Below are 23,595 nucleotides of genomic sequence, written 5' to 3'. Positions count from 1 at the left end.
CATACACAACCGATAAATAACAACGGCCACATAGATAGAAAGTGATCGATATGGACAGCTTGATAGGCTGGTTAATGCTAATCGTAGGTGCTCTACTATTAGTGGTTGAGGCGCTGACCCCCGGGTTTTTCGTGGCTGTTCCCGGTACGATACTGATAGTGATGGGGTTACTCGTCGTACTGGCTCCCGGACTGCTGACGTTCCCGTGGGGGCTGATCATCTTCGCCGTTGTGACCATAGCTGTGAGCGCTGTTACCATCGTCTTCTACCGGAAGCTTGCTCCCGGCCAGAAGCCGGTAACCTCGAGCAGTGACTCTCTCGCCGGTAAAACTGGCGTAGTGATCCAGGACATAGTCCCCGGAAGCATCGACGGCAAGGTGAGAGTCGAGGAGCAGATGTGGAGCGCCACATCAAAAGAAAAGATCGCTGTGGGAGAGCGGGTTAAAATACTCCAGGCCAAAGGCGTGCATATCATAGTCTGCAGAGAAGCAGACGTTACGGAGAGAGGAGAATGCAAGAAATAACTTCACTAAGCGGATCGCTTCTTTGCATCGGCGTCATATTCGTCGCTGCTATTGTCTTCGTCCTGATATCTGGTATCAGGATTATTCAGCCCTATCAGCAGGGCTTACAGATCAGGCTCGGCCAGTACATCGGCCGGCTAAACCCGGGCTTTAACTGGGTAGTGCCACTGATCACCACGGTCATCAAGCTGGACCTGAGGACCCAGGTGCTGGACATCCCGAAGCAGGAAGTCATCACCAAGGACAACTCGCCCACTAACGTGGACGCTATTATTTATATCAAGGTGATCGACCCCGAGAAGGCATACTTTGAAGTCACCAGCTACCACATGGCGACTATCGCCCTCGCGCAGACCACGCTCAGGAGCGTCATCGGCGATATGGAGCTGGATGAGGTCCTGTACAACAGAGACAGGATCAACAGCCGGCTCAGAGACATCCTGGATAAGGCCACAGACCCCTGGGGTGTAAAGATCGAGGCCGTGGAGATCAGGGAAGTAGACCCCATTGGTACGGTCAAGGCGGCCATGGAAGAGCAAACCTCCGCCGAAAGGCGCAGACGTGCGGCCATCCTGCTGGCAGACGGTAACAAGCGCTCGGCCATCCTGGAAGCCGAAGGTTCCAAGCAGTCCATGATCCTCAGGGCAGAAGGTTCCAGGCAGTCCAAGATCCTGGAAGCAGAGGGTACCAGAGTATCCCGCATCCTCGAGATGCAGGGCCAGGCTCAGGCGTTAAGGCTGATGGCACTGGGTTCCGCTCCGCTGGATAAGAAGGCGATTACCGTGCTCTCGCTGGACACGCTGGCGAAGATGTCCAACGGGCAGGCGACCAAGATCATCTTCCCGTTCGAGATCTCCAAGGTCATCGAGCAGTCTGCCAAATACCTCGGCGCCACCGAGGATACCGTGGGAGAGCTGGGCAAGCCGACGGACGTCAACGAGCTCGTCGGCAACCCGGACGACGTGCTGGGCAAGATTCCCAACCCCGACGAACTCAGGGCAGAAGTGGCGACCATCGAGAACCAGCTCAAGAAGGATCTCGAAGACACCGCTACCACAGCGAAAGATCTGAAGAAGAAGATGCCGGACTCCCATCACGATGCGGGCACGGAACCTAAATAAGGCGGCATTAGCCGCCTTTCTTTTTTTATCGACGAATTATCGGCAAAGTGAAAAGCCCCGATGCTGCCACGCGATAGTCAGAGCGTGTTTTTTACAAGTGACAGTTTTCAGCTTGAGAAGAGATGATCTACCGACATGTACGAGCGACTTTATGCTGCGGTGGATACCAGGGCACCAGAGTTCACCCTGATGAACGAGAATGGGAAAAACATCTCGCTCGATGCCTTCCGAAAAGGCAAAAAGCTGGTCCTCGCCTTCGTCCGGGGAGTCGACGATGCCCATACCGGAGAGCAGCTGGACTACCTGAAGGACGACTACGAGCGCTTTACGTACCACGGGGCAGACGTACTTGCAATATCCGATGGCAGTATCAGCCTAAACAAGGCTTTACGCGACTCGCACAAGCTGCCCTTCCACATCTTAAGCGATCCCGACTGTACAGTCATCAAAGCCTACGGCCTGTACAACCGGTACGACAAGCTCATAGGCCCCGCGATTCTCGTGCTGAACGAAGCCGGGGTTATACTGTTCAGGTACGAGGGTAAAAATCCCTCGGACATCGCAGAGGAGGAGGAGATCATCAAAGTCCTGGAAGGCGACACCCAGTCCCGGCCCGGATGGCCGGAGAAAGGCTAATATCGTAAAAAAATTAAATTATTCGCCACAACTGCCTGGCAGTACAGCGATTCCCAACTACGGCGACACGGCGACACAGAGTCAATGTGACCTGCAATAGCCGGGTGGTGAATATTACCACGGCGACACAGCGGCACGGCGAGATAGGATAAGCCGGATAGTTACTGGAACCACGGCGGCACGGCGGTGCTGTGTTGCATAATTCATTTTCTCTTCTTTGGGCCGAGCTATTGCAGGTGGAGTGACTCAGCAAGACGATCGCTGCGCTGTGCCAGGATCACAGATTACGCAGAATCTGATGATTCTGACAGATGCCACAGATTGCACAGATTCTAATCGATGAGAAATGGATTTGCCGTCTACCGATTTTATTCTAAGGTCATCTGTGAAATCAGTGCAATCCGTTTCAATCTGTGATCCTGGCACAGCGCAGCGATCGTCATCGCATCGCCTCGAGAACGCCTGCGACTGCAGGCGTTCAAAAGGCGAACATGAAGATAAGAATAATGCAACACAGCAGCACGGCGACACAGCGACACAGAAACGATGGTGAACTGGTAAAAGCAAACGCTTTTTAATCCACGGCGACACGGAGACAGCCAATTAACCAATAGCGGTTTATTGACCAGGTGTTTCAGTATATCCTCCTTATGATCATATGATCGGTAAACTACTTTCTATGTAATTCCTTGTTTCTCCAGTATTGTAACAAAAGAAGGAATTGTCACTGTGCGTCAGCCCGCCGTGCCGCCGTGGATCAATAAAAACTAGCCCGGCTATTCGGATATGGTTGTAGCCGTGTCGCCGTGCCGCCGTGGTTCAAATAACTATCTTGCTATCGTTTCCCGCATAGTCGCCGTGCCGCCGTGCCGCCGTGGTTAGAAAAACTGCTCTGCCGTTGCCAGGATTAAGAGCCGCACCCCTGTGATTTGAGAAATCGCCAGGATATCAGTTATGAAAAAGCTTTTCGTGCCACAGCCCTTATTTTCCCCTGTTTATCATGCTGACGCTCGGGCTTTACAACACTTACGACCGGAACAAGGTCGTGGAAGCGCATTACAGGGGCATTGCGAGGGGAGCGCCGATCGCCTACGCCTTCGGCTTTAACCTGGCGCTTGTCGGCTTTCCTTACGATTTCGAGAAGCAGGAGCTGGTCGACTTTGTCAGGGATAATACCACGATAGGGGAGTCGGGAGCTTATCTGCAGAAGCTGCAGGACGAAAAGAGGCTTTACGTCATGGATATCCCCCAGAAAGGATTCCCTGCCCAGTTCGGCTCGCTCGTCGTGACATCCAGCCACGGGGATAAGAAGAAGATGGTGTCCTCCCGGGATGTGGCTGACATGATGGCGAGGAACAAGCCGCTATTCATCCTGATCGGGCTGGGGCGTAAAGGCCTTCCAAAAGAGTATTTTGAAATGGCCCCCTATCATCTCGATATCACGGACGGGAAGGGAGTTTCCTTCGAAACCTGTACAGCGATCGGGGCAATAGCTTCCAGGTTATATACGCTGGCAGAGCAGCAGAAAAATGGCCGGACTCCGAAGGACCGATAAAGCCCCTTTTTAGTTACATTTTTGGGCAGCGTATACTGTGGATCCGCAGGATACACCTATCCATATATATATGACCATATTTACCATATATATTGATAATACAGCCTATTCTTTTTTAATTAGAAATTTGTAACAAAACATATAAATTCAACAGCTCCCTATCTTTGATCGTGTGGGGGGTATTTCACAGGTGATACGGTGGACTACCCCAGGGTTAACGGAAACGCGAAGCACTTCAGCCAGGGGTTCGCTTTCCTCGTAAAAATAGCAGCGATCATAGTCGCGTTCTGGCTCTTTAACGTGCTGTTCGTAGCTTCTCACGAAGCCGGGCACGCAGCGCTAGCCACGCTGTTCGGAGCGAAGGTGTTCGACGTGTACGTCAGCCCTCTGGGTTTCGACGGAGCCACGACGCACACAGTGTTACCACTCCAGTACCAGGCAGAGCTAGTGCTCGCGGGAGGCGTCGCTTTTACCACCGTAGCCGTCATCCTGGCGTACCTGATCCGGCTGGACATCGCCGTGTACGTGCTCTCCCTGAGAACTGTCGAGAGCCTGATCAACTACTCGCCCGGGGCAGATATGGCCATGCTGTTCACCACTCTGGGCTACAACACCCTGCTAATAACAGGAGTGTTTGTCTGTACGATTATCCTTGTAGTAGCATCTACGTTCCATAGACGCTACGCAGCCAGCAAACCAGTCGATGCGGTGGCCCGGCACAAGACCTCCGTGGATCCCACAACCACGGCCTAAGCCGGCAACCGCATCTAATTTTTGCTAGAGTACCCTTTTCTGTGCAACGTTAGCATATCGATCCGACATTGTCACTACTGTTCCAACAGCGAACGCTGCGCTGTGCTTGATACAGATTTCTCGGAAAACATTAGAAGTGTTAACTCTGTGCCCGTGAACGTGGACGAACGCTGCGCTGTGCCAGATCACAGATTACAATGGATTTAACAGATTGCACAGATGTTAATAGATAATAATTGAATGGTTCGCAGTATTCATCTTATATAGTATAGTCGTCTGTGCAATCTGTCGAATCTGTCGTAATCTGTGATCTGGCACAGCGCAGCGCTCGTGTTGCTATCTCATGCAGTTTGAGTAATCAGTTATGCACAGCACAGCGTTCGTCTTGCTGTCTCACGTCACACGAGCAACTATAAACATAAAGTTTGTTTTACGGCACAGCAGTTCTGCCCACCAAAATAGCTATATCCAAGCCTGTGCCCATATACCAGTACTTACAGGCAGTGATTATTATACCCGGAACGCGCGTGACTCGTGATACCTGGACCGTCCTGGCCAGAGCTTTTCTGATCGCAGTCCTCATGGCCCTCGCCATGATGCTGATGGCGTTCGGTTTCGTCTACCTTATAACCCAGAGTACGTCTCTGCCGGTATCGGCAACTATCATATTATTAGTCTTCGCGCTGGCGTTTATCGCTGCTACAGTACTCCTACAGCGCACTGGTGCAGGGCAGACTACAGCAATCATAGGAGGCGCAGCAGTTGCATTGGGCGTTACCATCTTCATCGTGACACTTTGCAGTGGGGCTCTATACCTGCAGAGCGGCGCTGCCGCCATAGAAACCGACACGCTGATCGGAGGGTTTGCGATAGCCCTCGTGGCGAGCGTAATCATCAACCAGCTGACGCTAAAACTTTAGTTTCGGGGAGGCTGGGATAAATGCCCCTGTCGCGACATCTTGTGCCACGCTATTAATGCCTGTGAAGCTCATATCTGAATAATGGACCCATACACAGGCTTCGCAGAGCGCTTCGATTTGCTGATCGACTGGGACCACAGGCGAAAGCGGGAAGAGACGTTCTTCAGGCGGGTGCTTCCTGAACACGTAAAGTCTGTCCTCGACTGCCATTGTGGCACTGGCTTCCACTGTGTTATGCTGACTGAAATGGGCTACTACGTGGAGGGAGTCGATCTTTCGCCCGAGATGCTCCGGGTTGCGGGCAGGAACCTGGAGGTGAGAGGCCTGAAGGTCAGGCTTCACCAGGCTGACGTCAAGTCGTTGCAGCTTGTGCCGGGCCGAAAGTTCGACTGCGTACTGTCGATGGGCAATTCTCTGCCGCATGAGCCCACGGATGAATGCCTGCTTAAAGCTCTGCGCAGTATGAAACAGGCACTGGTACCCGGCGGAATCTGCATCATCCACATGGAGGATTTTGACGCCCTCTACCGGGACAGAGATCGCTTTATCCCGTCCAGGTTCAAGCGGCATGCAGGGGGTACCGAGGTCTTCATCTTTGCCATCGACTACCTGCGGGACCGGGTCATATTCAACATACTCTCGGTCATAGAGCGCGGCGGTAAAGCAGAGTTCCACGTGGACGTCGTAGAGTATAATCCCGTCCCGGTGAAAAAGCTGGAGCAGCTGATGCTCGAAACAGGGTTTACAGACCTGGCGATATACTGCGATTTCAGGCTGACTCCGCACGGCCTGAGAGATACGTACGATGCGATCTTTGTGGCGTGTGCGCCCCGCTAGGGGAGAGAAGGTAACTGCCAGTGCCAGTTTTCACGGAGTTTTATATTAATTTTCGGCATGTGTAGCCTGCACGAAAGCAAACTATTATATCTTGTGTGCGTTCTTAAGTGAATGGTAATATGAGGGGATCTTCCGTCGACATTGAAAAGGTGCTGGAGAGCAGAGCGGCATTGATAGACAAGGAGATGGGTTTACTGTCTTTTGTTATCGAGCCCCCTGAGCTCGCGGAAGTCGTAAGATACGCCCTGTGCCAGAAGGGTAAAAAGGTGCGTGCCTCGCTCCTCACCATTTCCTGCGAGGCAGTAGGAGGGAACATCGCTCAGGCGCTGGTCCCTGCAGCCGTGATGGAGATGATCCACAACACATCCCTGGTTATGGACGACGTAATCGACGCTGCTGAAACCAGGCGTGGCAGGTCGACCATCAACCACCGCTGGGGAAACAACATGGCCCTCATCGCCTGCGACGCGCTGCTGGCGCTCACCATCAGGCAGGCTTCAAAGAGCAGCTCGAAGATGACCAACGCGATCATCGAATGTGCGGCGAACTCCATGCTCAGCCTTGCAGAGGGCGAAGCGCTGGAGCTCGTAGGAAAGGACTACACGCTTAAGGATTACTACAAGATCGCTGAGCGCAAGACCGCATCATTGTTCAGCGCCTCCGCAGAGATCGGCGCCCTCGTCGGCGGCGGCACCGACAGGGAAATCAAAGCCCTCGGCCAATACGGAACCAGCATCGGCATCGCCTTCCAGATCAGGGATGACATCCTCGACGTCACAGCTAGTACCGACTCGCTGGGCAAGCCCACTTTAATCGACCTCAAGATGGACAGGCCGACGATGATCATGCTGCTGGCCAACGAATCCGGCCTCACCCGGGAGAAAATGCTGGCCATGAACAGGGATGAGCTCAGAGATGCGCTCAAGCCCTCCGTGGCAAGGGCAGAAAGCCTCGCGATGGAGCAGATCAACAATGCCAGGCGCCACCTCGAAGCCGTCAGGCCAGGCCCGTCCAGAGATTTACTCTACGCCCTGGGCGACTATGTCCTGGCCAGAGGCAAATAATTACTTTTTTAATCGCTCGTGAAGGAACACGATCGATGCGCTTAGCGTTTCTGGTTGCTCATGTGGCGTGAGTCAGCAAGACGAACACTGCGCTGTGCCAGATCACAGATTTCGACAGATTGCACGGATTGCACAGATGACTATTTTAAATGAAAGGAATACTATGAGCCATTTTCTTTTCGATTATCGATCAACATCTGTGAAATTTGTCGAATATGTATTCCATGAAAAATTCTTGTGTGTGGGGGTGCTGAGAGGGTAAGCGAGGAGGCCGGGGAGGATTAAATCAATGGTAATTCCTGAAGCCTGTTATACGAGTGCCCGTACCATTTACACGAAGTACTCGAAGTACACGAAGTACTCAAAGTCTGATAAACAGGCTGACTGCAAGCCGATCTTATAGTAAAACTTCGCGTACTTCGCGTACCTTGTGTACTTCGTGTAAACGGTACCTGACCATCCCAAAAACCGGGAATCACCATTAGAAACGATCCTCCCTAACCTTACCATTCTCTCTGACCTCCTCTCTGACCTCCTTATCCTCTCAAACCTCCCACTTTGAAAAACCTCCCCGGACTCCCGGGAACTCTCCGACCTCCCGAAGATTTTTTCATGGGCCATACTTGAAAACGCCCTTTTCATGACAGAATCAATCTGTGATCCTGTATGCAAGGGACTGCTTCCAGTCGGTCACAGCGCAGTGTTAGTCTACGTTCACGAGCGCAGAGACAACACTTTAAACTTTTAAAAGCGCAGGATGTAGGCGAGCACCATGATGATGCTGGCCAGGATGTACACGTTGCTGGTGGCCCGCAGGTAAGGTAATAGCTTCTTAGCCTCGGCGTTGTGTTTGAAGAGCCCTGCTGCCGCATATGCGGATGCCGGGATGAGTAAGAGGACAATAGCGGCCGGCCAGGGTATGATTCCGGCCAGAAGGGCGAGGATGAGCGATCCGTAGGCCGCTGCCTGCATGAGGAAGTACAGGTAGGAAGCGTTTTTTGTACCCAGCTTTACGACAAGATTGTTTTTCCCGACCTGGCGGTCGGCCTCGTAATCCGGGAACTCGAAGATGTACAGGGCTGCGGCGTTTAAAAAGGCGACGGGCAGCGATGCCACGAGGCAGGTGAAGAGTGCGGGATAGACGCTTACGAGCTCGGGGAGCGAAAATACGGGCACCTGGACGAAAAACGCCCCGAAGACTATCAGCGGAGTTGCTGCCAGCCGGGCTATTTCACCCAGCCCGCGGTAGCAAAGCTTGAATGGCGGAGTGGTGTAGGCAACACCCAGGCATACTCCGGCAAAGCCGATCACCAGGATAGCCGGGCCCCGGGCAAGGACGATCAGCAGCCCTATGACAATACAGAGCCCAAAGCAGCCCGCACCGACGAGCAGCACGTGCCAGGGCTTCAGCGCATTCTCAGGGAGTAGCCCGCTTCCGCCGCTGTACGGGGTCCTCGACTGGTTCAGGATATCTGTGCCGCTCCGGAAATCGAAGTAGTCGTTGATGATGATCGTCCCGGAGTGGAGTAGAAGCATGGCAATGACGGAGAGAAGAAAATACCCGAGGCTGAAGTCTACGGGGTAGTACATGTAGGCGATGGCGGCTCCCAGCAGCACGGGCAGAGAGACGAACAGCAGGAACCGGTAGCGAAATTCCCGGAGCCATGCGCTTATGTCTATCATTGGTATCACTAGTTACTCCTGCCTGTCTGCGCCCCGTTAGACTTTAATCGTATAGATGTCCCAGTTGCCGAGGGGGTTGTTACGGTTGTCCATGTAGATGACGTTGTTACCGTATATCTGGGGGCTCATCTGGTCGTGAGGCTCGTTAGTGATCTGCGTCTCCTTGCCGGTCGACAGGTCGAACAGGTAGATGTCCCAGTTGCCGTCCCGGTTATCATCGTAGACGATCTTGCTGCCCGATATGTCGGCGCTGTACTGTCGCCCTATGGCGACGACCTTGCGGGTCTGGCCCGACGAGGTCTCGTACAGGTAGATGTGATGATCGGCACCGTTGTGGTACACGATTATACCGTTGGACATCCGGGGATGATCACAGTTATCCGAGCTGATAGTCTTGAGATTACCCTTCTTGATGTCGTAGAGCATGACCTCTTTCCTGGTGCCCGAGATGGTCCACCAGACGAGGTTGTTTCCTTCGCCTCTGGGTTCCCTGGGCTCCGTTATGTCGACAGCCCACATGCTGTCGAGGCCGTCGGACAGCCTGTGTGCATAAAGGCTCCAGATATTGATCCTGCCCAGCACCTCGTTAGTGCCACCCTCGTCGCCCGTATATATTACGTAATCCTTGAAGATGCTCGGAAAGGCCCTCGGGAACTGTTTATTGGGAGTTATACCCTGAGAGCTCTTAGATTCTATGTCGTAGAGCTTAATACTGTAATCCCCGACGTTCATTATAGCTACCTTGCCTTCACCGATGGCACCATACGAGCGTACGTTGCCGGTGGCGATGACCAGGTCTTCCAGAGACCTCACGTTGAAGAGGTGGACCTTGTAGTTATTGTCGCCGAGCCGCTCGTCGTAAACCACGTAGTTCTCCCAGATGCCGGGAGGAGTGACAATTTTCAGCCCGTCGGTGACCCGGGTATCGTACTGGTAGTCAACGACAGGTATCGCAGTAGGCTCGGGGGTAGGCTCGATCTGGAGCGTAGGCATAGCCGTCGGCGTAGGGGTAATCACAGGAGTAGGCGTGATAACCACGGTGGGAGTGGGCACCGGTGTCGGCGTGGGAAAAACCGGGTCATCCGACGGCGGGCTGATGAAGCCGTAGATGAAGTATGCGCAGCCGCCTAGAATGATCAGCAGCACGGCAAGCACCCCGAAAAACGCGATTTTTGTGACTATACTATCTTCAGGTGGTTCTAACGGACCCATGAGGCATACCCTTTTCAAAACAATGGTTTAGCCCATTGCATATATACGTGACGGCATCATCATTTAAGCGGCTTGTGGTGCTCCTGCGGAGCAAAAAGGGTTATTGTATGGAATGGATTGCCCCTTCGGGGCAGATATGCGCGCTACCTCAACAGATATATTTACGATCATGTAAAACAACTAGTACGCAGTACGTAACTAATAACGGGATGGTAGCCAGTGCTCAAGCTCATCGAAAAACGCAGGGAACTGATCGGCCTCATAGAGAAGATCACACACGAGAAAGGCTATTTCGACGTGCAGGACCTCGTTGTCGACACTGGTTTGCCCAGAAGCACCCTGCAGGACTGGATCAATCGCTTCGTCGACGAGGGGTGCGTAGAGGTTCTCGAGGAACGTGCCGGCCGGCGCAGAGCCCGGTATGCCCGCAGGCGGACGAGGAGCCTGCCGACGACGGCCTGCAAGCGGATTTTTACCACGGCAGACGAGTCCGCCGGTGCGGCGGGCGCCGTGGAGATCTTCCACGAGTGCCGCAGCGAGGGCTGTATCTCGTTCTGCGAGTACATGTACGCCCTGGGCAATCCCCGGGTCAGGAAGAATGGCCTGATCCTGCGGCAGAAGCTGATGCCCGGCGACCTCAGGATGGACGACGCAGCGTCGCTATGCCTGAAAAAGGTCTGCGTCAAGGACGGCCTGGTCTACCAGACGATCCGGACTTTCGGAGGGCCTGCATATTCTTTAACCGAGATGATGGAGCAGGCAGACGGAGTCCTCGACGTCAGGTACTCCCAGAAAGGCGCCTATACCGAGGGTGTCGTCGCCACGGAAGCTCTGAAGCACCTCGTGATCGCCGTCGATGATACGGACAGCGCAACCCATGGGGCGACTTTTGCGCTGACCCTGTCTCTGCTGGACTTACTGTCGGCGATAGAGGGCGTGCAGCGCATATCCCACAACGTAGGCTTCCTGTACCCCGAAGCGCCCGGCAAGACCGCCGGCAACTCGGTCAGCTACATCGAGCTTGGAGCAAAGCAAGAGCTGGTCGAATCGGCCATCCAGACCGCTATAGAGTACGTGACATCCCAGACCGGGTCAGATCATACCGGCATGGCTGTCAAGGTCGGGCTCCGCAACTGCCCGGAGCTGGTCAGGTTCACGAGAATGGCACGCACCCGGGTGGTAACAGTCGAAGAAGCGCTGGAAGCGGCGAAAAAGTCCAAAGTCAGGACCTACGAGATCACCGGTAAAAGAGGCATCATCGGCGCCGTCGCCGCTCTGGGCATGGTCGACTGCCCGTCGGGCACGCTCATGGATGTCAGGAAAGAGATCGGGTAGCAACTTAGCAGATGGGTAACCATTTTATCAGACTTTGACCATATACCAGCCTGCAATAGGTATTGCAGAGGACTAATATGAAACAGATTACGAGTATTCTTACAGTCATTGCTCTGACAGTAGCTGTTCTATTAATTGCCGGATGCACTCAGCAGTCTGGCGACTCCGCATTAGCGGCAGATTATTACCAGAAGCTGGGCAAATCCCAGCAGTCGCTGGCCAACCTGACCGCGGCTTACGAAGCGAGGTCGGGCGTAATGATGAGCCAGCCCGAGTTCAAGGCATGGCTAGAGCTGGACAGAAACCTGACGACCGAACTGCTTACCACCAGCAACGAGACACTCGATGCAGGACAGGTCTACCTCAGGACTCTCAAGCCGGACAGCCAGGAATACTCCACAGTGACGGGCAACGAGGCCACCCTGAGGGCTAACATCGACGTGGCGAAAGAGAAGTACAACACTGCAGTGGATAACTACAACAAGTGGTGGGGCGGGCCGGACAGCGAGTTCGTCCACCTTTAATTTTGTTAAGATTCAGTGAAGAAGCAAGACGAACGCTGCGCTGTGCGTTTCGGATTACTCAGAGGACGTGCGACAACAACACGAACGCTGCGCTGTGCGTTTCGGATTACTCAGACGACGTGCGACAGCAACACGAACGCTGCGCTGTGCCAGATCACAGATTACGTAGAATCTGATGATTCTGACAGATTGCACTGATTACACAGATGACTATTATATATAAGATGAATACAGCGAACCATACAATTTTCATTATCGATTAGCATCTGTGCAATCTGTGCAATCTGTTAGAATCATCAGATTCTGCGTAATCTGTGATCCAGGCACAGCGCAGCGATCGTGTACGTTCACGAGCACAGAGATAACACCTTTAATGCCATCCGAGAAATCAGTATCAAGCACAGCGCAGCGTTCGTACTCGAATTTCATACGAGAGAATACAAAGTTCTTAAAAGTGATAATTAAAAAAAGTAGATCGATCAGGCTTCAGGAGCCTTCTCGATCACTTTTTTCTTCGAAGCCGCCTTTTTAGGTGCTACCTTTTTAACTGGCTTGTCAGCCTCACCCTTATCGGCCTCGGCCTTCTTAGCCACCGGCTTCTTTGCCGTGGCAGGTTTCTTCGGGGCGGTGGCCGTGCCTGTGCTGGCCTCGCCAGCCGCCGCAGCGGCCTCTTTCTTTTTCTTCTGCCACTCCTCGAAGTTGCACTGGGGGCAGCCCAGCTCCCAGGGCTTCTTGCCGCCGGTCATGATCTTGATGTGGCTGAGGCCGTGCCTCTCGCAGACCTTGTTGGTCGCCACGATCGTCCCGGACGGGGGCAGCGGCAGCGAGAAGGTGCAGTTCGGGTAGCCGGTGCAACCGATGAACCTGCCGCCTTTCTTGCTCTTCCTGATCATGAGATCGGAGCCGCAGGTCTGGCACTTGCCGAGGATCTTGTCCTCTCTCAGCCCGTCGAACAGGACTTCCCGGATTTCGTCATGGTTCTTGTCCAGCACGCCGAAGATGGTCTGCAGCATATTCTGGGATTCGTCAACCACCGACTCTTCCTTGATCTTGCCGTCGGCGATCTCATCCATGTCGTTCTCGAGCCGGCTCGTCATGTCAGGCTTGGTGATGAGGTCCGCGTACCGCTCGAGCGCGTCGACCACGGCGATCGCCGTGTTGGTCGGCTGAGGCGGGTTGCCGTGCACGTAGTTCCTCGCGTACAGCTTCTGAATCGCCTCGTGTCTCGTCGACTTGGTGCCCAGGCCGAGGTCTTCCATCATCTTGACCAGACGGCCCTGCCCGTACCGGGTGGGCGGCTGGGTCATCTTCTCGGGCATCTCGATCTTTTTGACGGGCAAGGTCGTCCCTACGTCGAGAGCTGGCAGCACCTCTTCTTTCGGCATGCCGTAAGGGTAATAGTATCTCCAGCCGGCCTCGGTGAGCTTGGAGCCGCTTGCCTTGAACTTTTCACCCGAGATGTCGACGGTCGTGTTCCTCGTTTCCCACGTGGCAGCCGGCGCCAGCGTGGCGAAGAACCGGCGGACGACCAGCTCGTAAACCCTCCACTCGTCCTCGGCCATGTCGGACTTTTTGGCGCTGGTGACAGGGTAAATAGGCGGGTGGTCGGTCGTTTCCTTCTTGCCCCGGGTGGGGACGAGCGTTTCCATCCCCAGCAGCTTTCTGGCGTACTCCCCGAATTCGCCTGCGGCAAAGTTTTGCAAAACCTCTCGCAGGTTTAAGCTGGAAGGATAAACAGTATTGTCGGTACGGGGGTAGGAAATCCACCCGTTGACGTACAGGTTTTCGGCAATCCGCATCGCATTGGCGGCGCTGAAACCGATGCTGGAAGCGGCTCGGATGAACTCGGTGGTCGAGAACGGGATGGGAGGTGCATCCGATCTTGCATCCTTCTTGTATTCGGCGACAGTGCCGGTGCTACCAAGCTTTGCCCGGACGGTATCTGCCTTCTTCTTGTCCTCGAACCGGTTGCACTCGTGTTTCGCTATGAATTCCGCCGAGTCGCCCAGAGTCGCGTAAATCTCCCAGTAGGGCGTGGACGTGAAGGCCTTGATCTCCTTCTCCCTGTCCACTAAGAGCGCCAGCAGCGGCGTCTGCACTCTGCCCACGGAGAGGAAGCTCTTGCCGAGCCTTCCGCATGTTAAGGAAATGTACCTGGTGAGGGCTGCGCCCCAGACGAGGTCGATCTTCTGCCTGGCTTCGCCGGCAGCGGCGAGGTTAAAGTCAAGGGGTACCCGGTTTGAGAAAGCCCGGTCAATTTCAGGCTTGGTGATGGCGCTGAACTTGGCCCGGTCGAACTTCATGTCGGGCTTGTAGTCGCTGATGATGCGGTAAGCCTCGACACCGATGAGCTCTCCTTCCCGGTCAAAGTCAGTGGCGATGGTGACGCTGGTCGCTTCTTTGGAGAGCTTCTTGAGCGCCGTGGCGATCTTCTTGTGAGTGTATTTCATCTCCGTCTCGGCCCGGATGAGGTCTTTCGGAGCGGTGACAGACCAGTTGTTGTACTGCTCCGGAAAGTCGATGTTGACGATGTGGCCGGACAGACCCACGATCGAGGTGTCGCCCGAAGAGTAGACAGAGACTCCCTCGATCTTGGTCTCCTTCGTACTCTTGCCGAACAGTATCTGGGCAATCTTTTTTGCGGTGATGTTTTTCTCGGTGATGATCAGGTGCATTCAAGTAGCTCCTTCAGCAGCGTGTTGATCTCCGCGGGGTCGGCTCTGCCGCGAGTCTTCTTCATGACCATTCCCACGAGGAAGTTGAACGCCTGGGCCTTGCCGGACCGGTAGTCCCGGATCGCGAGGTCGTTCTCCTTAATCACTTCGGCTACTGCCGTGCGGGTGATGTTCGACTCCACCTTGGCCAGGCTCTTCCGGGCGATGATGTCCCGGGGCTCTCCGCCCTCGTCGAGCAGGGTGCGGATAATCTCGACCGCGCCCTTGTCCGTGATGATGCCCTGCTTTAGCTGTTCCAGGATGAACACCATCTTCTCCGGCTCAAAGGCGTCCCTGACATCCCGGTCCCGGTAGTTCAGCTCGCCCTTCAGGTAGTCTGCTACCCAGGTGGCAGCCATGATCGGGTCTATCTTACTCGCTACATACTCGTAGTAGTTAGCGTCCCGGATCTCCTGCGTCAGAACCTTAGCGTGGTTATCCGAAATTCCATACTGGGCCTTGAACCGCTCCCTCTTGGCGTCGGGTAATTCCGGTAGCGACTCTTTCAGCCGGTGCTGCCAGCTGCTTACCGATAGCGGCACCAGGTCGGCCTCCGGGAAGTAGCGGTACTCCTCCGCCTGCTCCTTGGAACGCAGTGTGATCGTGCAGTTGCGCTCGTCGTCGTAGTGCCGGGTCTCCTGGACGACCTTGACGCCCCGGCGCTTCATCTGCTGCTGCCGGGAGATTTCGAAGAGCAGTGCCCTCTCCACGCCTTTGTAGGACGAGATGTTTTTGATCTCGACCCTGGCGCCGCCCCGCAGGGAGACGTTGGCGTCGACCCTCAGCGAGCCGGGGAGCGAGCCGTCGAAGACATCGAGGTATTCGAGAATATTGCGCAGTTTGTTGATAAAACGTCGCGCTTCTTTAGGCGAGCGCAGATCGGGCTCGGTGACTACCTCGATAAGCGGCATGCCAGACCGGTTGTAGTCTACCAGCACAAATTTGCTGGTCTCGATGGAGCCCTGGTGCACGAGCCGGCCAGGATCTTCTTCCATGTGAACCCGGCGGATGCGGATGGTCCGCTCGGCCCCGTCCGTGTCAACAGTGATGATGCCGTTCGCCGCAATAGGGTAGTCGTACTGGGTGATCTGGAAGCCCCTGGGCAGATCGGGATAGTAGTAGTTCTTACGGTAGAACTGGGTGTGCTCTGCGATGTGGCAGCTTAACGCCAGGCCTACCATGATGGCATACTCTACCGCTTTCTTGTTAATGACCGGTAGCGCCCCGGGCAGGCCCATGCAGACCGGGCAGGTGTGCGTGTTCGGCTCTGCCTCGTGATGTTTGGTGGAGCAGCCGCAGAACAGCTTACTGTTCAGCTTGTTCAGCTGGCAGTGTATCTCCAGGCCGATGATGATCTCGGCTTTATCGTCGATAACATAGACTTCTTTGCCGGTAGATTCGCCCTGCATCTAGAACCCCTCCGGGAGCTTCTGGAAGTTAGTGTTCGCCTCGAACGTGTAGGCGGTCTGTATCAGCATCGGCTCGGCAAACAGGTCGCCGATCAGCTGCATGCCGATGGGTAGTTTTCCGGCAAAGCCGCACGGTATCGAGATCGAGGGCACGCCGGCCAGGTTGACGGGCAGCGTGTTAACGTCGGCTAAGTACATCGACAGCGGATCGTCCGCCTTTTCGCCGATCTTGAAAGCCGGAGTTGGCATAGTCGGGGCGGCGATGACGTCGACGTCCTTGAACGCCCTGGCGAAGTCGTTGCGGATAAGCGTCCTTATCTGGAGCGCCTTCTGGTAGTATCTGCCATAGTACCCTTCGGATAAGGCATACGTTCCGAGCATGATCCTGCGCTTGACTTCGGGGCCGAAGCCTTCTGCCCTTATTCTTGAAAACGTCGTGTGCCAGTTCTCGTCCTTGCCGGTCCTGAGACCATACCGCAGGCCGTCGAATCTTGCGAGATTCGATGATGCCTCGCACATGGCGATGATATAGTAAGCAGATAAAGCATATTTAGTAGTGGGCAGGGAAATTTCCTTGTAGTCGGCGCCAAGCTCGGTGAGCTTCATGATGCCGTCCCAGACTGCCCGTTCGACCTTCTTGTCCATGCCCTCGGAAAAGTACTCTTTGGGTACGCCAATGGTGAGCCCTTTTACATCCTCTTTAAGGAAGTCCGTGTAGCAGACTTTATCCGCCTCTGCCACGCTGGTCGAGTCTTTGGGGTCTCCCCCGGCGATCACGTCCAGCAGCAGCGCGGCATCGCCGACGTTGCGGGCGACCGGGCCTACCTGCTCCAGCGAGTTAGCATATGCTACCACGCCGTACCGGGATACCAGACCGTATGTCGGCTTGATGCCGACCACTCCGCAGAATGCTGCGGGACAGCGGACAGAGCCGCCCGTGTCAGTGCCCAGGGACATCCGGCTTTCCAGCCCTGCGACGGCTGCGGCACTGCCGCCCGAGGAACCTCCGGGAACGCGGGTGAGGTCCCACGGGTTCCGGGTCGGACCGTAGGCGCTGTTCTCAGTCGAAGTGCCCATGGCGAACTCGTCCATGTTAGCCTTGCCCGTGATGACCGCGCCTTCTTTCCTGAGGCGGGTCACGACCTCTGCGTCGAAGGGTGGTATGTAGCCCTGTAAAATCTTAGAGCCGCAGGTGGTCTGTAAGCCTTTGGTGGTGATGCAGTCCTTGACTGCGATGGTCATGCCGGCGAGCCTGCCGGTGACCCTGCCTTCGTCGACGGCCCGGGCAGTCTCGAGAGCCTGGGCCTTGTTTAAAGTGATAAAAGCGTTGAGCTTGCTCTTCTCGATGCGCTCGAACGTCTTGTGAGTGGACTCGAGGTATTCAGCCATGCTTACACAATCCTCGGCCCTTTGATGAAACCTTTTTCTTTGCGGGCCGCATTGGCGATGCACTCTTCCTGAGTCAGCGATTCTTCGGCCACGTCCTCCCGGAAGACGTTGGTCAGCCCGATGACGTGGTGAGTTGGCTCCACGCCGTCCGTATTGACCTCGTCCAGCTCCCTGAAGTAATCCAGGATAGAGTTGAACTGCTTTGCAAATAGCCCTGTTTCCTCGGGCGAGAGGTCAATGCAGGCGAGACTGCCTATGTGTTCTACGTCTTTCTCGGTGATCATACAAGCACAACCTTGTAGAGTGTCTGTAAATAGCCGGCCAGATCACATCTGTGGCTCCGGGCCAGCCGTTCCAGAGTCTTCTGGATGCCAGTGCCATACTGGATGGCCTTCTTAGGCGCACCAGAAACATCTGGCGGGAAGTATTTTTCCGCTACTTTTCTAAGAACATATTTCCGTATATAATCCTTGCCATTAACACGTAGCTTCAGCGAAGGGTCGAGCTGCCGGGCAAGGCTTACGACGGAGAGGTCGAGATAAGGTACCCGGAGCTCCATGCCTGATGCCATAGCTGCGGCGTCGTCCCGCTCCAGGTTGACCTCTGCGAGGTGGTGCTGATCGTAATCGAGCATCTGCTGGAGCCGACCCTCCTTAAAGCCTGCTTCATACCGGGCGTAGCCGGCGAACAGCTCGTCCGAGCCCTGGCCGGATAACAATACTTTGTACCCGTCTTTCCGGGCCTTCGCAGATAATATATAGAGCGGGAGCGCGATGGCCACTGTGACCGGGTTGGCACTCTCGATGGCGTATATAACGCCGGGCAGCGCCTCTTCTACGTCCTTTTCCGTGACCTCGTAGACCGTGTGCCTGTGCTCTGCGCCGATGGCCCTGGCGGCGTGTATAGCGGCTTTGACGTCGAACGAGCCGGCGAGGCCGACAGTCAGCAGCGGCGTGGCAGGTGCCATGGCGCCGATCAGCGCGCTGTCGATGCCGCCGGAAAACGTGACAGCGGCATCTTTGTGTAATCGCAGCCGGACGGCCTGGCCGAGGGCTTCATCCAGCCGCCGGACTGCCTCGGCTTCGTCATTGATGATCGGCTGCATCGGTGGTAAGTCTGCGAACCTGCGCTCCTGGCCTTCGGCCAGAAGACAACCCGGCGATAGCGACCTGATGTCCCGGATGCCGACTCGGAGGAGCGCCTTGCGCTCCGAGGCAAAGCCGAAGCCGGATTCGCAGTTACCATAGTAGAGCGGCTTGATGCCGACAGGATCCCGGACGAGCACGATCTGATTATTGTCCCACGCGGCAAACGCGTACTCGCCGTTGACTGCCGGAGCGGCATTTATGAAGCCGTCAAGATTATTTTCGAGTATCGAGGCCAGCACTTCGGTATCTGAGTTGCTGCCCGGTAGAAAATTAGAGTGATTATAGATTTCGCCGTTGTAGACAAAGGTCATGCCGGCTGTGGACGCAGGCTGAGGATAGTCGCCAGTGATCTTTAAGTGGGCGTGGCCAAGGCAGGCTCTTCCGATCTCCTGTACCGAGACTCCGTCAGGGCCCCGGTGGCTGAGCGCCTCGATCATCTGGCAGGTTCGCTGCCTTGCCTTTTCGCCGACAAAGCCGGCAATGCCGCACATAGATGGGAATAAAGGGCATCTGGACTAAATAACTTTCTTTAGCCCGGGATGCAAGTAATTCCTCACACCAGCAGGATATGAGAATAATTGCTATTTTAGCTGCCGGGCATCAAGATATCCTTTAGCTCCCTGAGGTACTCCCGGCGGAAAGTAACCAGCAGTAGTACGTATACGGCGATGGAAACGAGTAGCATACTGACCAGCAAGTACATGGGGCTTAAGTTGAGCCATGCGCCAGCCAGGTAAGAGCTTAACGCGGTGGCCCCTATGACGATGGAAACCACCGAGTCGAAGGTCAGCTCATTCAAGTATGTCCGCCAGGTCAGCCCGATCATCTTGCCTGTGATGGTCTGCAGGGCCACAAACTGGAACAGGCTGATGGCGGCGAACGCGAGCACCAGCGGGATTAGCCCGTAGCCGGTCATGATATAGAACACGATCGCATTTACGACTGCCAGGATGAAGTTCCAGGTAAACCCTATGTCCGCCCGCCCTTTAGCCAGGTAGGTGGGAACAGTGGTAGACCCGAGCGACCTGAAGATGCCAACCAGGCTCAGGATCTGGACCAGCGGGATAACCTCCTCCCACCCGGGCCCAAGGAAGATAGGTATAAAAACAGGGGCGGTGACGGCGACCATGACCAGCACCGGAAAAGTGGTGAACGAGAGGAACCGGGTCAGGTGAAGGTAGCCGTTCTGAAGGAGGTTGTCGATGTCCTGGTATTTTGAGAAAATGGGGAAGGAAACATTCATGATTACGGTGTTGAGCCGGAGAATGGGGTAGATGATCATCTGGTACGCAATGGAGTAGTTACCCAGCGCATGGGCGCCCAGGTATCTTCCGATGATCAGGTTAATCACGTTGATCGAGAGGTAGGTGACGATACGCTCGCCTACCTGATACATTCCAAACCCTAAGTAGCCCTTCAGGTCAGAGATCCTGAAGTGCAGGCGGGGCTTCCACCTGGGCCACCCCAGAGTCAAGTACGCCATGCTCCGCAGTCCGTAGAAGGCGATTTGCCCTATGACGAGGGCCATTACTCCGAACCCGAAAAAGGCAAGGGCGATGGTGGCTGTCATGCTGAGGAACGAGGAAGAAATCTCTACCATGGCCATCACTTTGAACTGCAACTCTTTCTGAAACAGAATCTGGAAGAGCTGCCCGGGAGGAGTGACAAGGAAAACGGCGCTTGCCAGGACCATGACGCTGGTAAGCCGGGGCTCGCCGTAAAACTGCACTACGTATGGGGTGAGCAGGACCATCAGCCCGAATAAGGCAAGACCTGCCAGGATTTCCAGCCAGTACAGGGTGGACAGCTGATCGCTTGCGGTTTCCCTGCGCTGGATGACTGCGTTGGAGACGCCCATGTCAGTAAAAGCCTGCGCGACCCCGATCACGACCATGGCCATGGCCATCAGCCCGAAATCAGAAGGCAGCAGGAACCTGGTCAGCATCGCCACTTGAAGATACTGGAATGCGGACGTGGTCAGCGTCGACAGGCCTATCCACTTGGCTCCGGAGACGGCGTGACCTCTGACGTGTGTGTGGTCTGACATTAGACATGTAAGAAAACACAGACCAAAACGTTAAAAATGAGACAACGAATCGGCCGTATTGGATGAAAATATCCCGGTTTTACACATGGCTGCCTGCACCGCCCGGTGCCACGACGCCCGGGAAGAAGAGTTTATTTATCAGGCAGCGGGCAGCCGGAATCGGCTTCACCGGTGCTGCCGGAGAGGGCTCTGCGGGCCATGATGACCAGGCTCCGGTAGATGTATGTCAGCCCGAACCAGATCTGTTTCAGCCGCAAAAACTTGGTGAACTTGGACTCGCCCATGCGGGGCCTGATAGTCACAGGGCAGTACCCGATTTTCAGGCCCTCCTTCCACGAGTTGAAGACGATATCATACTCGATGTCGAAGCCGCTGGCGCTCAGCCCCGGGTAGATCGTTTCGACCGCCTTCCGGGAAAAGACCCAGTAGCAGCTCTGAATGTCCGGCAGATCCTGGCTGTAGGCGAGGGTTGTGATCCTCGACGTCAGCCGGTTGATGAACAGGGAAAACCGGCCCAGCAGCTCGATCTGCTTTTGCGGGTCCCGGCTGCCAAGGACGACCTGATAGCCCTGCCCGAGCCGCTCGATCAGCCGGTCGAGCTCCCGGGGGTCGCAGGTGTAGTCGGCGTCGATCATGGCCAGGTACTCGTAATCGCCCTGCAGGAAGTACTCCATGGCCGTCCGCACGCCGCAGCCTTTCCCTTTGCCGAACTGCTGCTTCAGAAAATAACAGCCTGCACCCTCGGCGATCTCCCTCGTTTTGTCGGTAGAGCCGCCGTCGACCACCAGCACGCTCAGGCCGGCCGGAATTTCTGGCACGAGGGCTTTCAACGCCGTTTCTTCGTTCAGCGTGGGCAAGAGTAGCAGGCAGTTACTATTCATACGTATCTATATATAGCTTTTAATATATTACTGCTTCGATGAGTAGCCCTCTTTCCTCAAGACTTCTTCCACCTGCTCGACCGCCGTGCCGATGTACCCCTCGGGGTCGGTGATCTGGTCGACTTCGGCCGGGGTAAGCTTCGCGGAGATCTCGGGGTTCTCCAGCAGTGCCTGCTTCAACGTGAGGCCCTGCTCGAAGGCCTTCATCGAGGCCTCACGGACGATCTCGTGGGCCTTCTGCCTACCGAAGCCCCTGTTGGCGAGGGCGATCATGACCGCTTCGCTCATCTGGACGCCCCGGAGGACGTTGAGGTTGCGCCTGATGTTTTCGGGGTAGAAGGTCAGGCCGGTGACGACCCTGATGGCCTTGTTCAGGATGTGGTCGAGGAGAATCGAGGCCTCGGGGATGATGACCCTTTCGCAGGACGAATTAGTGAGGTCGCGCTCGTCCCACAGCACGTTGTTCTGCAGCGCCGGCTCCACGTAGGACCGGACCACCCTGGCAAGCCCGCAGACCTGCTCGGCGTTGATCGGGTTGCGCTTGTGCGGCATAGTGGAGGAACCCACCTGCTTCTTGCCGAAGCCCTCTGCCAGCTCGCCGATCTCGCTGCGCTGCATGAGCCTTATCTCGAGGCATATCTTGTCGAGGGTACTCGCGATGCCCGCCAGGAACATCATGTACTCCGCGTGCCGGTCACGCTGGATGATCTGACTGGACACGGTGACCGCAGGGATGCCGAGGTAGCTCATCGTGAGCTCCTTGATCCTGATGCCATCCTTGCCGAACGCGGCCTGGGTACCTACGGCACCGCTCATCTGGCCGACCGCCACCCTGGAGCGCAGCTGGCTGAGCCGCTCCTGGTGCCTGGACACCTCCATCGCCCAGATGGCAAACCTCAGCCCGTAAGTCGTGGGCACTGCCAGCTGGCCGTGAGTCCTGCCCGCGGTGACCAGCGTCTTCGTCGCATCTGCCTTCTCCAGCAGTGCCATCTTCAGCTTCTGGAGCTTGACCTCGATGATATCGATAGAGTCTTTCAGCTGCAGCCCCAGGCCCGTGTCGAGGATATCGTTGGAGGTAGCCCCAAAGTGGATCCACTTGCCCGCTTCCTCCCCGCAGACTTCCGCGAAGCCCAGCACCACTGCCATCATGTCGTGGCTGATCTCGTCCTCGATCGCCCGGACCCGCTCCACGTCGACCTTCTCGACGTTACCGGCGATGATCTTCGCGCACTCCGCCGGCACGATGCCGACCTCTGCCTCAGCCCTGGCCAGCGCAGCCTCGACCAGCAGCAGCTTCCTCAGCTTGGCCTCCTCCGTCCAGACCGCCTTCATCTCCGGCGTCCCGTACCTGAACTCAATCGGGTGTATTGCCATGAAAATCAATCATCCTGTGAGAGTAAAATCAAGGCATAGATACGCGCACGACCATTAAATAGTATACGCTGGCGACCACGTCATCGATCATAACACTGATAATTTTTTTAAACCACGGCGGCACAGCTCCTTATCCCGACAACTGTAGATTAAATATTTGAACCACGGCGGCACGGCGACACAAAGACAGTGCGATCCACGACAAGCCAGTGGTAAATAAAACCACGGCGGCACGGCGACACGGAGACAAGGCGATCCATGACAAGCCAGTGGTAAATAAAACCACGGCGGCACGGCGACACCAAGACAGGGCGATCCATGACAAGCCAGTGGTAAATAAAACCACGGCGGCACGGCGACACAGAGACAGTGGTGAACCGGTAAAAGTGAACTCTTTTTTAGGTCCACGGCGACACCAAGACAGAGCATTAACCATAAGCTTACTACCCAATCGTTTCAGCCTGACTTT

At 55.5% G+C, this 23,595-nt stretch carries 21 protein-coding genes; 10 read left to right on the top strand and 11 right to left on the bottom strand.

Going from position 1 to position 23,595, the window contains the following annotated elements; all coding sequences use genetic code 11:
- Positions 1-50 precede the first annotated feature (50 nt).
- The 8 genes from ACPLPM_RS07380 to ACPLPM_RS07345 all read left to right on the top strand — a co-directional run bounded on the left by ACPLPM_RS07380 (position 51) and on the right by ACPLPM_RS07345 (position 7,410).
- Complete coding sequence (locus ACPLPM_RS07380) at positions 51-524, top strand: NfeD family protein (RefSeq protein WP_424359599.1); 474 nt, start codon at positions 51-53, stop codon at positions 522-524.
- A complete protein-coding gene (locus ACPLPM_RS07375) occupies positions 512-1,645 on the top strand; it encodes an SPFH domain-containing protein (RefSeq protein WP_424359598.1) in 1,134 nt (377 codons plus the stop codon). The genes ACPLPM_RS07380 and ACPLPM_RS07375 overlap by 13 nt, the downstream gene beginning before the upstream one ends.
- 135 nt (positions 1,646-1,780) lie before the next feature.
- Positions 1,781-2,281 carry a peroxiredoxin family protein gene (locus ACPLPM_RS07370; protein WP_424359597.1) on the top strand — a complete coding sequence of 167 codons (501 nt, stop codon included), beginning with the start codon at positions 1,781-1,783 and terminating at the stop codon, positions 2,279-2,281.
- Positions 2,282-3,281: 1,000 nt separating this feature from the next.
- Entirely contained in the window at positions 3,282-3,836 is a 555-nt protein-coding gene (locus tag ACPLPM_RS07365; RefSeq protein ID WP_424359596.1) for a DUF531 domain-containing protein, read from the top strand.
- Between the two features lie 198 nt (positions 3,837-4,034).
- Positions 4,035-4,589 (top strand): hypothetical protein, encoded by a 555-nt coding sequence (locus ACPLPM_RS07360; protein WP_424359595.1) that lies wholly within the window; start codon positions 4,035-4,037, stop codon positions 4,587-4,589.
- A gap of 527 nt (positions 4,590-5,116) precedes the next feature.
- On the top strand, positions 5,117-5,509 hold the full coding sequence (locus tag ACPLPM_RS07355; RefSeq protein WP_424359594.1) for a hypothetical protein: 393 nt from the start codon (positions 5,117-5,119) through the stop codon (positions 5,507-5,509).
- Between the two features lie 81 nt (positions 5,510-5,590).
- Positions 5,591-6,346: a class I SAM-dependent DNA methyltransferase gene (locus ACPLPM_RS07350; protein WP_424359593.1), complete on the top strand. Its 756-nt coding sequence runs from the start codon at positions 5,591-5,593 to the stop codon at positions 6,344-6,346.
- Between the two features lie 119 nt (positions 6,347-6,465).
- Complete coding sequence (locus tag ACPLPM_RS07345; RefSeq protein ID WP_424359592.1) at positions 6,466-7,410, top strand: polyprenyl synthetase family protein; 945 nt, start codon at positions 6,466-6,468, stop codon at positions 7,408-7,410.
- A 330-nt stretch (positions 7,411-7,740) separates the two neighbouring features.
- Here the strand turns inward: ACPLPM_RS07345 and ACPLPM_RS07340 are convergent, their stop codons facing one another.
- The 3 genes from ACPLPM_RS07340 to ACPLPM_RS07330 all read right to left on the bottom strand — a co-directional run bounded on the left by ACPLPM_RS07340 (position 7,741) and on the right by ACPLPM_RS07330 (position 10,305).
- Positions 7,741-7,920 carry a hypothetical protein gene (locus tag ACPLPM_RS07340; protein ID WP_424359591.1) on the bottom strand — a complete coding sequence of 60 codons (180 nt, stop codon included), beginning with the start codon at positions 7,918-7,920 and terminating at the stop codon, positions 7,741-7,743.
- Positions 7,921-8,154: 234 nt separating this feature from the next.
- On the bottom strand, positions 8,155-9,093 hold the full coding sequence (locus tag ACPLPM_RS07335; RefSeq protein ID WP_424359590.1) for a prenyltransferase: 939 nt from the start codon (positions 9,091-9,093) through the stop codon (positions 8,155-8,157).
- A gap of 36 nt (positions 9,094-9,129) precedes the next feature.
- The gene (locus tag ACPLPM_RS07330) at positions 9,130-10,305 is read right to left on the bottom strand and encodes a TolB family protein (protein ID WP_424359589.1); all 1,176 of its coding nucleotides are present in this window, start codon (positions 10,303-10,305) and stop codon (positions 9,130-9,132) included.
- 219 nt (positions 10,306-10,524) lie between these two features.
- Here ACPLPM_RS07330 and ACPLPM_RS07325 point away from each other — a divergent pair, with 219 nt between their 5' ends.
- A complete protein-coding gene (locus ACPLPM_RS07325) occupies positions 10,525-11,640 on the top strand; it encodes a hypothetical protein (protein ID WP_424359588.1) in 1,116 nt (371 codons plus the stop codon).
- Between the two features lie 77 nt (positions 11,641-11,717).
- Positions 11,718-12,164, top strand: a complete 447-nt coding sequence (locus ACPLPM_RS07320) for a hypothetical protein (RefSeq protein ID WP_424359587.1) — start codon at positions 11,718-11,720, stop codon at positions 12,162-12,164.
- Between the two features lie 479 nt (positions 12,165-12,643).
- Here the strand turns inward: ACPLPM_RS07320 and ACPLPM_RS07315 are convergent, their stop codons facing one another.
- The 8 genes from ACPLPM_RS07315 to purB all read right to left on the bottom strand — a co-directional run bounded on the left by ACPLPM_RS07315 (position 12,644) and on the right by purB (position 23,126).
- Positions 12,644-14,839: a DNA topoisomerase I gene (locus tag ACPLPM_RS07315; RefSeq protein WP_424359586.1), complete on the bottom strand. Its 2,196-nt coding sequence runs from the start codon at positions 14,837-14,839 to the stop codon at positions 12,644-12,646.
- Entirely contained in the window at positions 14,830-16,287 is a 1,458-nt protein-coding gene (gatB, locus tag ACPLPM_RS07310) for an Asp-tRNA(Asn)/Glu-tRNA(Gln) amidotransferase subunit GatB (RefSeq protein ID WP_424359585.1), read from the bottom strand. Before gatB ends, ACPLPM_RS07315 begins: the two co-directional genes overlap by 10 nt.
- Positions 16,288-17,676, bottom strand: a complete 1,389-nt coding sequence (gatA, locus tag ACPLPM_RS07305; protein ID WP_424359584.1) for an Asp-tRNA(Asn)/Glu-tRNA(Gln) amidotransferase subunit GatA — start codon at positions 17,674-17,676, stop codon at positions 16,288-16,290.
- 2 nt (positions 17,677-17,678) lie between these two features.
- On the bottom strand, positions 17,679-17,960 hold the full coding sequence (gene gatC / locus ACPLPM_RS07300) for an Asp-tRNA(Asn)/Glu-tRNA(Gln) amidotransferase subunit GatC (protein ID WP_424359583.1): 282 nt from the start codon (positions 17,958-17,960) through the stop codon (positions 17,679-17,681).
- Positions 17,957-19,315 (bottom strand): asparagine synthetase B family protein, encoded by a 1,359-nt coding sequence (locus ACPLPM_RS07295; RefSeq protein ID WP_424359582.1) that lies wholly within the window; start codon positions 19,313-19,315, stop codon positions 17,957-17,959. Before ACPLPM_RS07295 ends, gatC begins: the two co-directional genes overlap by 4 nt.
- A gap of 95 nt (positions 19,316-19,410) precedes the next feature.
- A complete protein-coding gene (locus ACPLPM_RS07290) occupies positions 19,411-20,871 on the bottom strand; it encodes an MOP flippase family protein (RefSeq protein WP_424359581.1) in 1,461 nt (486 codons plus the stop codon).
- A gap of 131 nt (positions 20,872-21,002) precedes the next feature.
- On the bottom strand, positions 21,003-21,752 hold the full coding sequence (locus tag ACPLPM_RS07285; RefSeq protein ID WP_424359580.1) for a glycosyltransferase family 2 protein: 750 nt from the start codon (positions 21,750-21,752) through the stop codon (positions 21,003-21,005).
- Between the two features lie 27 nt (positions 21,753-21,779).
- The gene (gene purB / locus ACPLPM_RS07280) at positions 21,780-23,126 is read right to left on the bottom strand and encodes an adenylosuccinate lyase (RefSeq protein WP_424359579.1); all 1,347 of its coding nucleotides are present in this window, start codon (positions 23,124-23,126) and stop codon (positions 21,780-21,782) included.
- Positions 23,127-23,595 lie beyond the last annotated feature (469 nt).

It is taken from the genome of Methanocella sp. MCL-LM (genome assembly GCF_049676595.1).
Taxonomy (GTDB): domain Archaea; phylum Halobacteriota; class Methanocellia; order Methanocellales; family Methanocellaceae; genus Methanocella_A.
The sequence above is the reverse complement of the archived record's forward strand: the minus strand, read 5'-3'. Positions and strand labels throughout refer to the sequence as shown.

What these genes read in the sequence shown, in the direction of transcription:
- ACPLPM_RS07370 (WP_424359597.1), top strand. Translation starts at nt 1,781, where the DNA reads ATGTACGAGCGACTTTATGCTGCGGTGGATACCAGGGCACCAGAGTTC.
- ACPLPM_RS07285 (WP_424359580.1), bottom strand. Translation starts at nt 21,752, where the DNA reads ATGAATAGTAACTGCCTGCTACTCTTGCCCACGCTGAACGAAGAAACG.
- ACPLPM_RS07290 (WP_424359581.1), bottom strand. Translation starts at nt 20,871, where the DNA reads ATGTCAGACCACACACACGTCAGAGGTCACGCCGTCTCCGGAGCCAAG.
- ACPLPM_RS07345 (WP_424359592.1), top strand. Translation starts at nt 6,466, where the DNA reads ATGAGGGGATCTTCCGTCGACATTGAAAAGGTGCTGGAGAGCAGAGCG.
- ACPLPM_RS07315 (WP_424359586.1), bottom strand. Translation starts at nt 14,839, where the DNA reads ATGCACCTGATCATCACCGAGAAAAACATCACCGCAAAAAAGATTGCC.
- gatC (WP_424359583.1), bottom strand. Translation starts at nt 17,960, where the DNA reads ATGATCACCGAGAAAGACGTAGAACACATAGGCAGTCTCGCCTGCATT.
- gatB (WP_424359585.1), bottom strand. Translation starts at nt 16,287, where the DNA reads ATGCAGGGCGAATCTACCGGCAAAGAAGTCTATGTTATCGACGATAAA.
- ACPLPM_RS07375 (WP_424359598.1), top strand. Translation starts at nt 512, where the DNA reads ATGCAAGAAATAACTTCACTAAGCGGATCGCTTCTTTGCATCGGCGTC.
- ACPLPM_RS07380 (WP_424359599.1), top strand. Translation starts at nt 51, where the DNA reads ATGGACAGCTTGATAGGCTGGTTAATGCTAATCGTAGGTGCTCTACTA.
- ACPLPM_RS07350 (WP_424359593.1), top strand. Translation starts at nt 5,591, where the DNA reads ATGGACCCATACACAGGCTTCGCAGAGCGCTTCGATTTGCTGATCGAC.
- ACPLPM_RS07365 (WP_424359596.1), top strand. Translation starts at nt 3,282, where the DNA reads ATGCTGACGCTCGGGCTTTACAACACTTACGACCGGAACAAGGTCGTG.
- purB (WP_424359579.1), bottom strand. Translation starts at nt 23,126, where the DNA reads ATGGCAATACACCCGATTGAGTTCAGGTACGGGACGCCGGAGATGAAG.
- gatA (WP_424359584.1), bottom strand. Translation starts at nt 17,676, where the DNA reads ATGGCTGAATACCTCGAGTCCACTCACAAGACGTTCGAGCGCATCGAG.
- ACPLPM_RS07335 (WP_424359590.1), bottom strand. Translation starts at nt 9,093, where the DNA reads ATGATAGACATAAGCGCATGGCTCCGGGAATTTCGCTACCGGTTCCTG.
- ACPLPM_RS07295 (WP_424359582.1), bottom strand. Translation starts at nt 19,315, where the DNA reads ATGTGCGGCATTGCCGGCTTTGTCGGCGAAAAGGCAAGGCAGCGAACC.
- ACPLPM_RS07330 (WP_424359589.1), bottom strand. Translation starts at nt 10,305, where the DNA reads ATGGGTCCGTTAGAACCACCTGAAGATAGTATAGTCACAAAAATCGCG.
- ACPLPM_RS07320 (WP_424359587.1), top strand. Translation starts at nt 11,718, where the DNA reads ATGAAACAGATTACGAGTATTCTTACAGTCATTGCTCTGACAGTAGCT.
- ACPLPM_RS07340 (WP_424359591.1), bottom strand. Translation starts at nt 7,920, where the DNA reads ATGGTAAGGTTAGGGAGGATCGTTTCTAATGGTGATTCCCGGTTTTTG.